At 65.8% G+C, this 15,599-nt stretch carries 15 protein-coding genes; 5 read left to right on the top strand and 10 right to left on the bottom strand.

Annotation, left to right across the window (positions count from 1 at the left end; all coding sequences use genetic code 11):
* Window positions 1-118 precede the first annotated feature (118 nt).
* Entirely contained in the window at window positions 119-910 is a 792-nt protein-coding gene (locus QO058_RS14855) for a glutamine amidotransferase (protein WP_284167098.1), read from the top strand.
* Window positions 907-2,151 carry an NAD(P)/FAD-dependent oxidoreductase gene (locus QO058_RS14860; protein WP_284167099.1) on the top strand — a complete coding sequence of 415 codons (1,245 nt, stop codon included), beginning with the start codon at window positions 907-909 and terminating at the stop codon, window positions 2,149-2,151. Before QO058_RS14855 ends, QO058_RS14860 begins: the two co-directional genes overlap by 4 nt.
* 3 nt (window positions 2,152-2,154) lie before the next feature.
* Here the strand turns inward: QO058_RS14860 and creD are convergent, their stop codons facing one another.
* The 5 genes from creD to sdhC form a co-directional block, all read right to left on the bottom strand.
* Window positions 2,155-3,576 (bottom strand): cell envelope integrity protein CreD, encoded by a 1,422-nt coding sequence (creD, locus tag QO058_RS14865; RefSeq protein ID WP_284167100.1) that lies wholly within the window; start codon window positions 3,574-3,576, stop codon window positions 2,155-2,157.
* Window positions 3,577-3,846: 270 nt separating this feature from the next.
* A complete protein-coding gene (locus QO058_RS14870) occupies window positions 3,847-4,632 on the bottom strand; it encodes a succinate dehydrogenase iron-sulfur subunit (protein WP_284167101.1) in 786 nt (261 codons plus the stop codon).
* Between the two features lie 14 nt (window positions 4,633-4,646).
* Window positions 4,647-6,479, bottom strand: a complete 1,833-nt coding sequence (gene sdhA, locus QO058_RS14875; protein ID WP_284167102.1) for a succinate dehydrogenase flavoprotein subunit — start codon at window positions 6,477-6,479, stop codon at window positions 4,647-4,649.
* A 2-nt stretch (window positions 6,480-6,481) separates the two neighbouring features.
* On the bottom strand, window positions 6,482-6,874 hold the full coding sequence (sdhD, locus tag QO058_RS14880; RefSeq protein ID WP_284167103.1) for a succinate dehydrogenase, hydrophobic membrane anchor protein: 393 nt from the start codon (window positions 6,872-6,874) through the stop codon (window positions 6,482-6,484).
* Window positions 6,875-6,885: 11 nt separating this feature from the next.
* On the bottom strand, window positions 6,886-7,278 hold the full coding sequence (gene sdhC, locus QO058_RS14885; RefSeq protein WP_284167104.1) for a succinate dehydrogenase, cytochrome b556 subunit: 393 nt from the start codon (window positions 7,276-7,278) through the stop codon (window positions 6,886-6,888).
* 263 nt (window positions 7,279-7,541) lie between these two features.
* Between sdhC and QO058_RS14890 the strand changes: the two genes are divergently transcribed.
* Together QO058_RS14890 and QO058_RS14895 are read left to right on the top strand one after the other, a co-directional pair.
* Entirely contained in the window at window positions 7,542-8,366 is an 825-nt protein-coding gene (locus tag QO058_RS14890; protein ID WP_284167105.1) for a zinc metalloprotease, read from the top strand.
* A gap of 55 nt (window positions 8,367-8,421) precedes the next feature.
* Window positions 8,422-8,730 (top strand): hypothetical protein, encoded by a 309-nt coding sequence (locus QO058_RS14895; protein WP_284167106.1) that lies wholly within the window; start codon window positions 8,422-8,424, stop codon window positions 8,728-8,730.
* 189 nt (window positions 8,731-8,919) lie between these two features.
* Here the strand turns inward: QO058_RS14895 and QO058_RS14900 are convergent, their stop codons facing one another.
* The 3 genes from QO058_RS14900 to QO058_RS31115 form a co-directional block, all read right to left on the bottom strand.
* Window positions 8,920-9,981: a MaoC family dehydratase gene (locus QO058_RS14900; protein WP_284167107.1), complete on the bottom strand. Its 1,062-nt coding sequence runs from the start codon at window positions 9,979-9,981 to the stop codon at window positions 8,920-8,922.
* Between the two features lie 68 nt (window positions 9,982-10,049).
* A complete protein-coding gene (locus QO058_RS14905) occupies window positions 10,050-10,778 on the bottom strand; it encodes an aspartate/glutamate racemase family protein (RefSeq protein ID WP_284167108.1) in 729 nt (242 codons plus the stop codon).
* Window positions 10,775-12,598: a serine/threonine dehydratase gene (locus QO058_RS31115; RefSeq protein WP_347975310.1), complete on the bottom strand. Its 1,824-nt coding sequence runs from the start codon at window positions 12,596-12,598 to the stop codon at window positions 10,775-10,777. The genes QO058_RS14905 and QO058_RS31115 overlap by 4 nt, the downstream gene beginning before the upstream one ends.
* Before the next feature lie 14 nt (window positions 12,599-12,612).
* Between QO058_RS31115 and QO058_RS14920 the strand changes: the two genes are divergently transcribed.
* Window positions 12,613-13,488 carry an HpcH/HpaI aldolase/citrate lyase family protein gene (locus QO058_RS14920; protein WP_284167109.1) on the top strand — a complete coding sequence of 292 codons (876 nt, stop codon included), beginning with the start codon at window positions 12,613-12,615 and terminating at the stop codon, window positions 13,486-13,488.
* 82 nt (window positions 13,489-13,570) lie between these two features.
* On the opposite strand, the gene QO058_RS14925 is transcribed toward QO058_RS14920, so the two are convergent.
* Both QO058_RS14925 and atpD read right to left on the bottom strand, forming a co-directional pair.
* Window positions 13,571-13,984 carry a F0F1 ATP synthase subunit epsilon gene (locus QO058_RS14925; protein ID WP_284167110.1) on the bottom strand — a complete coding sequence of 138 codons (414 nt, stop codon included), beginning with the start codon at window positions 13,982-13,984 and terminating at the stop codon, window positions 13,571-13,573.
* A 126-nt stretch (window positions 13,985-14,110) separates the two neighbouring features.
* Window positions 14,111-15,574, bottom strand: coding sequence for a F0F1 ATP synthase subunit beta (gene atpD / locus QO058_RS14930; protein ID WP_129157295.1), 1,464 nt, complete (start codon window positions 15,572-15,574; stop codon window positions 14,111-14,113).
* Window positions 15,575-15,599: the final 25 nt, after the last annotated feature.

A 15,599-nucleotide genomic window follows, 5' to 3' on the forward strand; every position in this document is an offset into this window, starting at 1 on the left:
CTGACGTCCGCTATGCCGGCCATGGCTCATAATTTGCTTGCCGCGAGGGGCGGCAAACCGCATTTTAGGGTGATCCGGCGCGGAGAATCCGGTTTCGGGAGCGCAATCGACCATCGCGATGAACGATCTGTCCTATCGCTTCCCGACCCGTCGCCGGCTTCGCAACCGCCTCGACGCACTGCCGCCGCGAAAGCCGGTGCTGATCGTGCTTCATCAGGAGCATTCGACACCCGGCCGCGTCGGCCGCCTCATCGCCGAACGCGGCCATGCCCTCGACATCCGCAGGCCCCGTTTCGGCGACCCGCTGCCCCAGACGATGCGGGAGCATGCCGGCGCGGTGATCTTCGGCGGGCCGATGAGCGCCAACGATCCCGACGATTTCGTCAAGGCGGAGATCGATTGGATCGGCGTCTGCCTGAAGGAGGAAGCGCCCTTCCTCGGCCTCTGCCTCGGCGCACAGATGTTGGCCCGCCATCTCGGCGCAGCCGTCTACACCCATGCCGAGGGCCGGGCCGAGATCGGCTACTACCCGCTCAGCCTGACGGAAGCCGGCCACGCCGATGCAGCCACTAGCGGCAGCATCTGGCCTGGAACGGTCTATCAATGGCATCGCGAGGGCTTCGACTGCCCGACCGGGGCTGAATGCCTGGCGACCGGCGGCGATTTCCCGGTTCAGGCGGTTCGCGTCGGCCGCAAGGCCTATGGCCTCCAGTTTCACCCCGAAGTGACGCTGGCGATGATGTGCCGCTGGTCGGTGCGCGCCCATGAGCGCACGCTGATGCCGGGCGCGCAATTGCGCCACCAGCACCTTGACGGCTGGTACCAGTACGATCCGGCCGTGCGCATCTGGCTCGACGGCTTCCTCGACCATTGGCTGAAAGAGCCGGCCGACCAAGGTCTCATCGCGTGACTCGCAGTGTCATCGTCATCGGCGCCGGCATGGTCGGCGTCTCCTGCGCGCTCGCGCTGCAGAAGCGCGGGCTCAAGGTGACGCTGATCGACCGGCGCGAGCCCGGCCGCGAGACCTCCTATGGCAATGCCGGCGTGATCAGCCGCTCCTCGATCATGCCGCTCAACAATCCCGGCCTGTGGAAGAACCTGCCGAAATACCTCGGCAACCGGCATGCGGCCGTGCGCTATCGGCTCGGCCATCTCCTTGGCAATCCCGGCTGGATCCTCGGCTTCCTCAACGAGGCCAAGCCGAACCGGCTTAGCCACCGCGTCGCCGCGCTGGAGAGCCTGGTCACGCCCGCCTTGCCTCTGCACAAGCGCCTGATGACCGAAGCCGGCATCGCCTGGCGCCTGCGCGACACTGGTTTCCTCGAACTCTGGCGCAGCGAAGCCGGGGTAGCCGCAGCCGCGGCACGCCGGACCTTCCTCGAGAATCATGGCGTGCGCGTCGAGGCGCTCGACCGCCAGGCGCTCTCGGCGCTGGAGCCGAGCCTCAACCCGATCTTCTCGGGGGCGCTGCTGCACAAGGACAGCGCCTCGGTCGATTGGCCGGGCGCGGTGGTCGAAGCCTATGCGGCGCTGTTCGCCGCCCGCGGCGGCACCATCCTGCGCGACGAAGTGACCGCACTGTCGAAGCAGGGCGATGGCTGGCGCGCCACCGGCAAGAACACGCATTACGAAGCCGATCTCGCGGTCGTCGCGCTCGGCCCCTGGAGCGCCGATCTGCTCCGACCGCTCGGGCTCAAGGTCCCGCTCAATGTCGAGCGCGGCTATCACCGGCACTACAAGCCGGCGCAGGGGCGTTTCCTGAACCGCCCGATCTACGATGTCGAAGCGTCCTACATGCTGGCACCGATGGAACTGGGCCTGCGCCTGACCAGCGGCGTCGAGCTCGCCCATCGCGATGCGCCCGACGACCATGCCCAGATCGAGCAGGTGCTGCCGCGGGCGCGCGAGGCCTTTCCACTGACCGAACCGGCTGAGGAGACGACCTGGCGCGGCTCGCGCCCAACCTTGCCGGATTCACTGCCGATGATCGGCGAGGCGCCGCGCCATCCCGGCCTCTGGCTCGCCTTCGGTAATCAGCATATCGGCTTCTCGACCGGGCCCGTGACGGGGGAGATCCTCGCCGCGATGGTCTGCGGCGAGCAGGCTCCGGCCGACCCGGCGCCTTTCGCGCCGGACCGCTACCTGTCCTAGTCGTCATACCGGCGCAGTCGGCCGCGCCGGGTCGCTTGTGACAGTTTTCGCCACGCTGTCACCGAGGCCGGACCAGTTGACCCTGGCGGTCGCCAGCATCAGCGTCGCCAGCGCGACGAAGGCGCCGATCGCCCCAGCGAGCAGGGCGAAATCCTCGGATTTCAAGAGCGCGTAGACCAGCCCGTAGCCGGTGGCGAGGATCAGCCCCAAGACGGCGCCGCGCGCAAAACTGCGCAGGACGAGGCCTATGTAGAGCGCGATCAGCGCCGTCGTCGCCGCTGCCGCGACGAGATAAGCGGTGAGGAAGCCGAGATGCTCCGCCAGCGACAGCAGCAGCACGTAGAACAGCACCAGCGCGAAGCCGACGAGGGTGTACTGGACGGCATGGAGGTTGTCGCGCGCCACTAGTTCCAGCCCGAATACGGCAAGGAAGACCGCGCCGACGAACAGGATCGCGTATTTGATGGCGCGATCGACCAGCTGGTAGAGATCGACCGGCTGGTAGAAGCGCGCGCCGACGCCGCCATTGAGGAAGGTTGCATCGGCACGCCGGTTGTCATGGCTGAAGGCGAGCGGCAGGTTGCGCGCCAGATGCGAGACCCGCCATGAGGCCGAGAAGCCGTTGGCGTCGATGACCCGGTCATCCGGCAGATGCGCGCCGGAGAAGCTCGGATGCTCCCAGTTAGAGCTCATCCGGATCGCGCTGTTCTTGGCCAATGGCACGATCGACAGGCTGCGCGAGCCGTTGAGGTCGAGCCCGATCTCGACCGAAAGCGGCTTGATCAGATCGACATCGCGCAAGGCGGCATGGATGCCGCTGCCCTCGCGGAGGCCGGCGCCGAATGTTGGCTCGAACTCGATGGCCGCACCGTCACGAATCTGCGCCGTGGCGCGGTTCTTCAGGCCGCGGACATCGGCGACCCCAACGGCGAGCACTGCCTCGTTCCAGAGCGGCTGTACCGCGTCGGACGTAATCGCCTTGAAATCGGGTGGCAGGAAGCGCGCGTTCAGCGCGACCTTGCTGCGATAGACCGGCACGTCGAAGATCGAACGCCGCCGGATTTCGGTTTGCGCCTCTGAGCTGGCCTGGAGGTCGTCCGGCAGGAAGACCGCGACCTCGCGCGTCGGCGCGGCATTAGCGATCTTGGGCGGCACCAGATAGGGCACCATCAGCACCGGCCCGCCGACGATCTGCTCGCGGCCCCAGGCCTCGCCGATCTCGCGCGCTGCCTGGCTGGCGGTGGCCGAGCGCTCGCTGCGCAGCCCGGAGACGAACATCAACGGGATCAGCAGCAATAGCGCCAAAAAGCCGATGACGAAGAACTTCAGGCCCGGACTGCGCCCGAACCGTCTCGGCGTGATGCCGAGGGATAGGAGCGGAGGTTCAGGCTTGCTCTCGTTCTGTTGCTCTTGCTCTTGCGACATGATTCGCCCTCATGCAGTGACTTAGCGTCACCAGGAGAGCGCGGCGTCTTGTCGCGGGCGTGATCGAGTGAAGGCCGAAAGCGGCGGAATCGGCGGCGGAATTGAGGTGAAGATTCAAGCCTCGCCGAGGCTCGTGCGTCATTCTCGGGCGGAGCGAAACGCAGGCCCGAGAATCTCATGACGAGAAGGCGCTGACCGGAACCTCCTCCGGCCTGAGATGCTCGGGTCAAGCCCGAGCATGACGCGCTGCCCTCCGGCCGCGCAGCAGGCTCAGACTTGCCTCGTCACCATCATCATCTTCACTTCCGCGATCGCCTTGGCCGGATTGAGGCCCTTGGGGCAGGCGTTGGCGCAGTTCATGATGGTGTGGCAACGATAGAGCCGGAACGGGTCCTCGAGATCATCGAGGCGCTCGCCAGTGGCTTCGTCGCGGCTGTCGATCAGCCAGCGATAGGCCTGCAGCAGCGCGGCCGGGCCGAGATAACGATCGCCGTTCCACCAATAGCTCGGGCACGAGGTCGAGCAGCAGGCGCACAGGATGCACTCATAGAGCCCGTCGAGCTTCTCGCGGTCGTCCTTGGCCTGCTTCCATTCCTTTTCGGGCGCCGGCGTCGTCGTCTTGAGCCAGGGCTCGATCGAGGCGTGCTGGGCATAGAAGCGGGTCAGGTCCGGAACCAGATCCTTGACCACCGGCATATGCGGTAGCGGGTAGATCGCGATCTTGCCCTTGGCCCCGCACTCGTCGATGCCGGTGGTGCAGGCGAGCCCGTTCTTGCCGTCCATGTTCATGGCGCAGGAACCGCAGATGCCCTCGCGGCAGGAACGCCGGAAGGTCAGCGTCGGGTCGACCTTGTTCTTGATCCAGATCAGAGCGTCGAGAACCATCGGCCCGCAATCCTCGCGATCGACATAATAGGTGTCGGTGCGCGGGTTGGCGGTATCGTCGGGATTCCAGCGATAGATCTTGAACTCGGTGACCTTCTTGGCGGCAGCCGGCTTCGGCCAGGCCTTGCCTTCGGTCAGGCGGGAGTTCTGCGGGAGAGTGAATTCGGCCATCTGTCAGATCGTCCTCAGTACACCCGCGCCTTCGGCTTGATGTATTCGATATCGTTCGAGAGCGTGTAGGTGTGCACCGGACGGTCATCGAGCGCGATGGTCCGCTTCTCGTCGTCGATCCAGGCGAGCGTGTGCTTCATCCAGTCCTTGTCGTCGCGGTCCGGATAGTCCTCGCGCGCATGGGCGCCGCGGCTTTCGGGACGTTGCAGCGCCGAGTCCATGGTGACGACCGCTTGGGTGATCAGGTTGTCGAACTCCAGCGTCTCGATCAGGTCGGAATTCCAGATCAGCGAGCGATCCGTCGTGCCGATGTCGGTGATGCCGCCCCAGACCTCGTGGATCAGCTTGTGGCCTTCTTCCAGCGTCTCGCCGGTGCGGTAGACCGCGCAGTTGTCCTGCATGATCCGCTGCATCTTGTCGCGCAGCACCGCCGTCGGCGTGCCGCCCTTGGCGTTGCGGTACTTGTCGAGGCGGGTGAGCGACAGATCCGCCGAGTTCGCCGGCAGCTCCGGCTGCTTCTCGCCGGCCTTGACGGTCTCGGCGCAGCGCAGGCCCGCGGCACGGCCGAAGACGACGAGGTCGATCAGCGAGTTCGAGCCGAGGCGATTGGCGCCATGGACGGAGACGCAGGCGGCTTCGCCGATTGCCATCAGGCCCGGCACGACGCGATCCGGATCGCCATCGACCTTGGTCAGAACCTCGCCGTGGAAGTTCGTGGGTATGCCGCCCATGTTGTAGTGCACCGTCGGAATCACCGGGATCGGCTCGCGGGTGACATCGACGCCGGCGAAGATCTTGGCACTCTCCGAGATGCCGGGCAGGCGCTCGTGCAGGATCTTCGGGTCGAGATGGTCGAGATGCAGGTAGATGTGGTCCTTGTTCTTGCCGACGCCGCGGCCGGCCCGGATCTCCATCGTCATCGAGCGTGAGACGACATCGCGCGAGGCGAGGTCCTTGGCCGAAGGGGCATAGCGCTCCATGAAGCGCTCGCCCTCGGAATTTGTGAGATAGCCGCCCTCGCCGCGCGCGCCCTCGGTGATCAGGCAGCCGGAGCCATAGATGCCGGTCGGATGGAACTGCACGAACTCCATGTCCTGCATCGGCAGGCCGGCGCGCAGCACCATGCCGCCGCCGTCGCCGGTACAGGTATGGGCCGAGGTCGCCGAGAAATAGGCGCGGCCATAGCCGCCGGTCGCAAGAATCGTCTGCTGCGAGCGGAAGCGGTGCAGCGTGCCGTCATCGAGCTTGAGCGCGAGCACGCCACGGCAATGGCCATCCTCGTCCATGATCAGGTCGATGGCGAAGTACTCGATGAAGAACTCGGTGTTGTAGCGCAGCGCCTGGCCATAGAGCGTGTGCAGCATGGCATGGCCGGTGCGGTCGGCGGCGGCGCAGGTGCGCTGGGCCGGCGGGCCGTTGCCGAAGTCGGTGGTCATGCCGCCGAAGGGGCGCTGGTAGATCTTGCCGCTCTCGGTGCGCGAGAACGGCACGCCCCAATGCTCGAGCTCATAGACTGCGGCCGGCGCGTTGCGCACGAGATACTCGATCGCATCCTGGTCGCCGAGCCAGTCTGACCCCTTGACGGTGTCGTACATGTGCCACTGCCAGGTGTCCTTGCCCATATTGCCGAGCGAGGCGGCGACGCCGCCCTGGGCTGCGACCGTGTGCGAGCGGGTCGGGAAGACCTTGCTGATGCAAGCGGTGCGCAGGCCGGCCTGCGAACAGCCGACCGTGGCGCGAAGCCCGGCGCCGCCGGCGCCGACGACGACGACGTCGAAGGTGTGGTCGGTGATGGCGTAGGCCTGGCCGGTATAGGCCGGGACGGGGCGGGCGCGGGTGATCGCCATGGTCAGCCTCCGAACGAGATCTTCAGGAGCGCGAAGGCGCAGGCGGCGCCAACCGCAATCGCAAAGAAGGTATTGGCCATCACGGCGAGGATCTTCAGCACCTCGTGCTGGACATAGTCCTCGATGATGACCTGCATGCCGAGGCGCATATGAACCGCGCCGGAGACGGTGAAGAGCAACATCAGGATCGCGACATAAGGCTTGCCGAGCGTCGCGACGGCGACGGCGTAGGGCTTGCCGATCAACGAGATGACGATGCACAGGAAGGCGAGCGTCAGGATGACGTTGGCGACGGCGGTGACGCGTTGCAGCCAGAAATGGCCGGTGCCGGACTTGGCCGAACCGAGACCGCGAACGCGGCCAAGCGGAGTGCGCATCGAGGAGTTGGAGAGCATCGGCTTTGTCCTCAGCGCGTCAGGGCGACGATCCAGACGAGCACAGTGAGCCCGCCGGAGACGACGACGCTGTACTTCGCCAGGTTCATGCGGGTCTGCGGCTCATAGCCATGGCCGAGATCCCAGACGAAATGCCGGAGACCGCCGACCATGTGGTGCAGCAGCACGAAGGTGTAGCCGAACAGCACGAGCCTGCCGAGGATGGAGCCGGCGATCCATTGGGCGGTCTCGTAGGCAGCGGGGCCGGACGCGGCCGCGATGAGCCAGAGCGCGATCAGGAGCGTGCCACCATAGAGAGCCGAGCCGGTAACGCGGTGGGCGATCGACATCGCCATGGTCCAGGACCAGCGGTAGATCTGCAGATGCGGGGAAAGCGGGCGTGCCGCCGGTCTGGACTCGGCCAAGTTGAGAACTCCCGACCCTTCAAGCTCACGAAGCGAAGATCGCTTGGTATCGTTCTAGAGTGAATGGCTGTCTAACGAAACCATCCTCGTGCTGCAATGCGGCAAGCGAATGGTCGGTTACAGAAAATAAAATCTGTAACTTTAGCTGATCCCGGCCTCCTCCTCAGGCCACCGGCGAAAACCGCCTAAAGCCGGACAAGCGCAGCTCGCTATCCTTCTCAGGACCGTATCGCAGAGGGCGAGGATCATCCATGAAACTGGGCATGAGCCTTCCACAATCCGACGCCGAACTGAACACCGACACGTGCGATCCCTACAACAATGCCGAGCTGACGTTGACGCTCAAGCTCGGCTTCCGGCAGGTCAATCCGGCTGCAGGAGCCGCCGAAGGCACCTATCACGACTATGGCCGCGCCACCGCGCCAAACCGCAAGATCGTCAAATGGACGGTTGGCAGCTGGAATCTGTGGCGGAAGAACTTCGTCGATACCGCGGCCCGCTTCTGGAACGGCAAATTCTGGCTGTCCAACAATTTCCCGGTCTACGAGATCGAGAAGAACGGTATCAAATACCGACCCAACATCTGGTGCCTGTTCAAGATCGAGGATCGCGACATCGCGCTCGGCGGCCACCATCACGTCATCGATGTGGTCCGCCTGCACAAGAGCGAGACCTGGTTCGGCTCGCATTCCAAGCTTTATGACAGCCTCGACACCAACTCGGTGCAGAAGGGCACCGACAGCAAGGGCAAGGCGATCATGCAGCGCGCTCATGTCCATGAGGTCGGGCATCTGCTCGGGCTCGGCCATGTCGACATCGGCAAGGCGCATTGCCCGCCAGGCGGCGATACCAACGCCTCGAACTGCTACGGCGTCGCCGATGTCGACAAGTATTCCGTCATGGGCCAGGGCATGCAGCTGCGCCTGAGCCACGCCATGCCGTGGCGCAAGGCGATGGTCGCGCTCTCCGGCAAGGGCAACGCGCTGACGGCGACCGACTGGGAGGCCAAGACGCAGCGCATCTATCCGCGCATTCCCGCCGAGGTCGCCAGCAACGCCATGCTCACGCACCGGCCCTTGCGCAAGTAAGCTTACTCAACCCGGCTGGACCGCCATGCCACGCACCACCTCACGAAACCTTTCGATGCTCATTCTCGTTCTGAGCGGAATGGCCGGCCTGCTCGGCTCCGCCCACGCCACAGGAAAGCGCTGCCAGATGAACGCGATCGAACGCTCCAAATGCATCATCGAGGCAATCCTCGCCGATATCAGTCGCACCTATAAGCAGGTCGGCGGCGGCGGGATCAGCGCGATCAAGCAGAACTCCACGACCTCCTTCACCGTCTCGATCTCGCAGGAGGAGCGCATCGACCTCCTGACCTACGAGGCCATGGTCGACGGCAAGGGCAAGGTCAGCGTCAAGAAGACGGGCGAAGGCACCCGGTCTCCGTAGCAGTCTAAGCATAACCGCTGTCTTTCCGGGGCTTTGCGCAGCAAAGAGCCCGGAACCCATGAACACCGTCCTCTCCTGTTATGGTCAGCCTCGTGCGAGCATAACGAGCTGGAATAGCGTCGTGGTTATGGGTTCCGGGTTCGCCGCTACGCGGCGCACCCGGAATGACGGGTTTGTCGAGGACACCGCTCAGCACGGCAGCAGCGCCCAATAATCGAAGTCGAGGACCACGCCGTCGGCGTACTGGTCGGTGTGCTTCAGCGGGTGCTCGTTGCAGGGCAGGTTCTTGGTCGCCACGAGGCGCAGGCGCAGCGCCCCGACATCCTCGCGCCCGGGAACCTCGGCTGCCTCCAGCACTTCGCTCCAGGCGAAGACGGTATCGCCGGCGAACAGCGGCGAGACATGGCGTCCGGCATTGATCGCGGCGATGTGAAAGGCGTTGCCGAGTCCATTGAAGGAGAGCGCCCGCGCCAGGCTGATGACATGGCCGCCATAGATCAGGCGCTTGCCGAAGCGGGTCTCGCGCGCGCCATAGCCGTCGAAATGGACCTTGGCGGTGTTCTGGTAGAGCCGGGTCGCGATCTGGTGCTCGGCCTCCTCGACGGTCATACCGTCGACATGGTCGATGCGCTCGCCTGCCTGGTAGTCGCCCCAGCGGAAGGGTGAGCCGGCGAGCGCGTCATCATAGGCCGCAAGCTGGAGTGGCGGGCAGCCCTCGCCCAGCGCCTCCGGCGCGACGCTCTTCGGTAGCTCCGGCACCTGCTCGAACGCTGCCGGCGTACCAGGCTGGCGCTTGCGCACAAGCACCCAGCGGGCATAGCTCAGCACGATCTCATTGTGCTGGTTGCGGCCGATCGAGCGGACATAGACGATCCCCGCATCGCCGCCTGAGGTCTGTTTCAGCCCGATCACCTCCGACGTCGTCGAGAGCGTATCGCCTGGAAAGACCGGCTTCAGGAAGCGGCCATCGGCATAGCCGAGATTGGCGACGGCATTGAGCGAGATGTCCGGCACGGTCTTGCCGAAGACAATGTGGAAGACGAGCAGATCGTCGACCGGAGCGGCCGGATAGCCGATCGCTTTGGCGAAGGCATCCGAGGATTGCACCGCAAAGCGCGGCCCGTAGAGCGCGGTGTAGAGCGAGACATCGCCGACCGTGACCGTGCGCGGTGTCGCGTGGACGATCGTCTCGCCAATTCGGAAATCCTCGAAGAAGCGGCCGGTACTGGTCTTGCTGGGCGTGTCGGACATCGGCTTGGCTCTCCCGGCGGGCCTTCATTGTGCGCTGCGGCGAGGCCCGCCGTAAAGCTGGTCCAGGCTTAGCGGAAGTCGCGCGGCCTGAGGCCCGCATGGAACCAGGTGATCATCGAATAGATATCGTAGACCGGCAGCCCCGTCGCGGCCTGCACCGCCGCTGCATAGGGTGGCATGTTGGTGCATTCGAGCACGATGGCGCCGACTTCGGGATGGCGTGCGACCAGCCGCTGCGCCGCCTCGACCACGTCCCGCTCGGCGAGGTCGATATCCATCTCCTCCTGCTCGGCCCTGATCAGCACGCGGAAGAATTCGCGGCCGTTCTCGGTGCCGGTGACCGGCGTGTCGACGGGGACGCCGACTGCCGCCAGATGCTGAGGCGTCAGCGTCGCCGCCGAGACGGTGACGAGGCCGACACGCTTGCCGGGAGGCAAGGTCGCCTGCACCCAGGGCACCTGCATCAGCGAGGAGGTCGCGACAGGCACGCCGACGGCCGCCGCGAGCTCCTGCTGAAACAGGGAGAGGAAGCCGCAATTGGTGGTGATCGCCTCGGCACCGAGGCGGACAAGCTCCTGCGCCGCCGCGATGAAGTCTGGGAGCAGCCCGGCCGCTCCCTTCAGCACCACCTTCTCCGGACTCGCGCCCGAGACGACCTTGTAGAGCACCGGAAAGGGCCAGGTCGCGCCATTGCCCATATCGCCGAGGATGCGCGGGAAGCGCGCCTCCAGCATCAGCACGCCGAGCGGCGCGCCATAGACCGCCTTGCCACCCTTGGCGATGCCCCGCTTGCTCATGCAGTGATCTCGGCGAGCTTGGTGAGGTCGATATTGGCGCCGCAGACCAGCACGCCGAGGCGCTCGCCCGGTTGCGGCTTGTAGGCGCCGCTGATCAGCGCGCCGAGCGCCGCAGCGCCACCGGGCTCGACCGCCAGGCGGAAATCACGCCACAGCACCCGCTGCGCCTCAACGATCGCTGCATCCGGCACCAAAGCGACATGGTCGACCGCGTCCTTGCAGACATCATAGACCAGCTGCCCGACATTACGGGCGCCGAGCGAATCCGCCGCGACTGAAGCAACGGTCACCGTCACCGGCCCCTTGGCCTCGAGCGCGGCCTGCAGCGCCCGCGAGCCTTCCGGCTCGACGCCGACGACCTTGACGCTGCTGCCGGCGAACCAGGCGGCGATACCGGAGATCAACCCGCCGCCGCCGACCGCGACGAGCACGGTGTCGAGATCTGGCTCCTGGCTCTGCCATTCGCGGCCGAGCGTACCCTGGCCAGCGACCGTCTCCTTGGCGGAGAAGGGGTGGATTTTCAGTGCCCCGGTCTCGGCCACGAACTTGTCGCAGGCTGCCTGCGCATCGTCATACTGCGCGCCGCCGATCCGGACCTCGGCGCCGAAGCGGCGGATCGCCTCGACCTTCGCCGCCGGCGAGATCTCTGGCACGAAGATCGTCGCCTTCACACCGCGCTCTCCGGCAGCATAGGCGACGGCTGCGCCATGATTGCCGCCCGATGCGGCGGCGACGCCGGCGGCGGGCACATCCAGCGAGAGCAGGTTGTTGAAGGCGCCGCGCGTCTTGAACGAGCCGGCATGCTGCAGGCATTCGAGCTTGAGCGAGACATCGGCGCGCGAGCCGAAGGCACCGGTGCCGAGGCGCATCACCGGGGTGGTGCGGGCATGTCCGGCAATGCGGTCGGCAGCAGCCTCGATCATCGGGCGCGGCACAGGCTTCTCTGTCATGACGGGATCCTGAACGAGGGAGCGATCCGTGACATAGGTCCAGATCGCGATAGGTAGACCGTGGCTATCGCGTCCCGGCGGATCGGGAAAGGGCTTGCCGCGCCCGGCGGCAATGTGCCGGGCGACGACCAGCGCCGCGAGCGCGTCGAGCGCGTCGTCACGTTTGGCACCTTTGGGAGGAGGCGCCAGAATGCTCGACAGCGCGAACCCTTGCGCGCGAAGCAACTCCACGCGCTCCGCCTCGCCTGCCGGCTCCTTTTTCGCGAACTTGAGTGGGCGCTCTCGGTTCATCGACCAGAACGCGACTTCGGGATGTATCTCTTTGACGCGAGGGCCATTCTCAGGGAACTCGCGAAGCAGGCGGTCAATCTCCCGAATCTTGGGGAGGATCATAAAAGCCTGCCTGCTGAATGCCGCCTGTAATCCCGATGTTTGGCGTGCGATCCCGCAAGCAACGGTATGAGAATGCGTGATGTCCTCCATTCCGACGATGGGCCTGTCGACGGCATAGACCGCCGCTCGCGACGGGATGCTGAAGACTGATCCGCGGAGACGCCCTAACACGGCTCGAACGGCCTCCTCGGGGCCGCGCCCTCTCCCTTCTGTCCAATCGGGTAGCCCAATGGGCATGTCCACTGCGACGACGGACGGCGCACGCTTGTCGTTCAGGATCGCCGAGAAGTCTTGGAAGACCTCGACAGCTGGCGGCGTTTTGAAGTCGGCATCGCTGAACGCCGCGATCCAGCCCGCCTTGCAGCCGTCGACACCCGCAATCCAGCCCATCACAGCCCTGTCATCCATCTTTTGCAGAACTGACATTGCATTGCGGCGCGATCTACTGTGCACTGCAGCGAACCCGGCGACCCTCAATCCGGAGAGACAATATGACCGATATCCGCCCGCGCCGCAGCGTCCTCTATATGCCGGGCTCCAATGCCCGCGCGCTGGAGAAGGCCCGCGAGATTGCCGCCGACGCGCTGATCCTCGACCTGGAAGACGCGGTCGCCCCGGACGCCAAAGAACTGGCGCGGAGCCAAGTCTGTGCTGCGGTGAAGGCCGGCGGCTATGGCAGGCGCGAGCTCATCATCCGCACCAACGGCATCGACACGCCCTGGTTCGACGCCGATCTCGCTGCCGCGACCGAAGCCGCGCCTGACGCGATCCTGATCCCGAAGGTCTCTTCGCCCGAGACGCTCATTGAGATCGGCCACCGTTTGACCGGGCTCTGGGCCAAGCCGGAAACGCAGATCTGGGCGATGATCGAGACGCCGCTCGCCATCCTCGACTGCGAGAAGGTCGCCAGCGCGGCCCGCGATCCGGCGACGCGCCTCGCCTGCTTCGTCCTCGGCACCAATGATCTCGCGAAGGAGACGAGGGCGCGCTTCGTGCCCGGGCGCGCGCCGATGCTGCCCTGGCTGACCACGGCGATCCTCGCCGCTCGCGCCCATGGCGTCGACGTCGTCGACGGCGTCTACAACGATCTCAAGGACGAGGCTGGCTTCCGCGCCGAATGCGAACAGGCCCGCGATCTCGGCTTCGACGGCAAGACCCTGATCCATCCGAACCAGGTCGCCGTGGCGAACACCGTTTTCGCGCCGGAGGAGAGCGAGCTGACCCGCGCCCGCGCCATCATCTCGGCCTTCGCCGAGCCCGAGAACGCCGACAAGGGCGCGATCCAGCTCGATGGCCGCATGGTCGAGCGCCTGCATGCCGAAATGGCCAAGCGGGTCGTCGCGCTGGCCGATGCGATCGCGGCCTGACCGACCCGACAGAGTGCAGATACGAAAAAGGGCCGGGAGAAAGCTCCCGGCCCTTTCCAATTCTTCCGATGCGACAGGCGGCTCAGGCGGCCTTGCGCTGCTCGAACACGCCCTTGAACTCGCGCAGTTGCACAAGCTGGTCGTGCAGGCGCTTCTTCTCGGCCTCGTCATGCGAGCCGGCATGGCGGGTCTCGGCGGTCAGGATTTCGGCATCGAGGACCGACTGGTCGACATCTTCGATGAAGCGGGCCTGCTCGGCGAGGATCGTAAGGCTCGTCGCGTTGACCTCGGCGAGGCCGCCCGAGACGAAGAATTCCTTGCCGTTGTTGGCGCCGGTCTGGACCAGGACGATGCCCGGCTTCAGCACGGCGACGACCGGCGCATGGCCGGCGAGCACGGTCATCTCGCCCTCGACCGACGGCACGATGACGCTGACGGCGTCGCCCGAGAACAGGATGCGCTCCGGCGAGACGAGTTCGAATGTGAAGGTGGCCATCGTATCTCTTTCCTCGGCTCGTCATGGTCGGGCTTGACCCGACCATCTCGAAAACCAGCGCCCTCTGGTCGGGAGATTCTCGGGACAAGCCCGAGAATGACGCCCTTGATGACGCGAGTCGGAGCCTTACGCGGCTTCAGCCGCCAGGCGCTGGGCCTTCTCGACCGCTTCGTCGATCGAGCCGACCATGTAGAAGGCGGCTTCCGGCAAGTGGTCGTACTTGCCCTCGACCAGACCCTTGAAGCCCTTGATCGTGTCTTCGAGCGCGACGAGCTTGCCCGGCGACCCCGTGAACACTTCCGCGACGAAGAAGGGCTGCGACAGGAAGCGCTCGATCTTGCGGGCGCGGGCGACCGAGATCTTGTCCTCTTCCGAGAGCTCGTCCATGCCCAGGATCGCGATGATGTCCTGCAGAGCCTTGTAGCGCTGGAGGATCTGCTGGACCTGGCGGGCGATGTTGTAGTGCTCGTCACCGACGATGGCGGCCGAGAGCATGCGCGAGGTCGAGTCAAGCGGGTCGACCGCCGGGTAGATGCCCTTTTCCGCGATCGAGCGCGAGAGCACGGTCGTGGCATCCAGGTGGGCGAAGGAGGTCGCGGGCGCAGGGTCGGTCAGGTCGTCGGCGGGCACGTAGATCGCCTGCACCGAGGTGATCGAGCCCTTGTTGGTGGTGGTGATCCGCTCCTGCAGGTTGCCCATGTCCGTGGCGAGCGTCGGCTGGTAGCCCACCGCCGAGGGGATGCGGCCGAGCAGCGCCGACACTTCCGAGCCGGCCTGGGTGAAGCGGAAGATGTTGTCGACGAAGAACAGCACGTCCTGGCCGCGGTCGCGGAAGTCCTCGGCGACTGTCAGGCCCGACAGGGCGACGCGCATGCGGGCGCCCGGGGGCTCGTTCATCTGGCCGTAGACGAGGGCGCACTTGGAGCCTTCGCCGCCGCCCTTCTTGTTGACGCCCGACTCGATCATCTCGTGATAGAGGTCGTTGCCCTCGCGGGTGCGCTCGCCGACGCCGGCGAACACCGAGTAGCCGCCATGGGCCTTCGCGACGTTGTTGATCAGCTCCATGATCAGCACGGTCTTGCCGACACCGGCGCCGCCGAACAGGCCGATCTTGCCGCCCTTGGCGTAGGGCGCCAGGAGGTCGACAACCTTGATGCCGGTGACCAGGATCTGCGCTTCCGTCGCCTGCTCGGCATAGGAGGGCGCCGGCTGGTGGATGCCGCGGGTATTGGTGGTCAAGATCGGGCCGGCCTCGTCGACCGGCTCGCCGATGACGTTCATGATGCGCCCGAGGCACTCGTCGCCGACCGGAACCGCGATCGGCGCGCCGGTGTCGGTCACCGACTGGCCGCGGACCAGGCCTTCGCTGGCGTCCATCGCGATGCAGCGCACGGTGTTCTCACCGAGATGCTGGGCCACCTCGAGCACCAGGCGGTTGCCGAGGTTCTGTGTCTCGAGCGCATTCAGGATCTCCGGCAGCGCGCCGTCGAACTGGACGTCGACGACGGCGCCGATGACCTGCGTGACGCGGCCGGTGCCGGTGTTGGCGGGCTTGTCGGCGGTCTTGGTCTTGGTAGCGGCTTTGGCCATGGTTCGAACCTCGGATTCGCGTTCA

Source organism: Bosea vestrisii, from assembly GCF_030144325.1.
Taxonomy (GTDB): domain Bacteria; phylum Pseudomonadota; class Alphaproteobacteria; order Rhizobiales; family Beijerinckiaceae; genus Allobosea; species Allobosea vestrisii_A.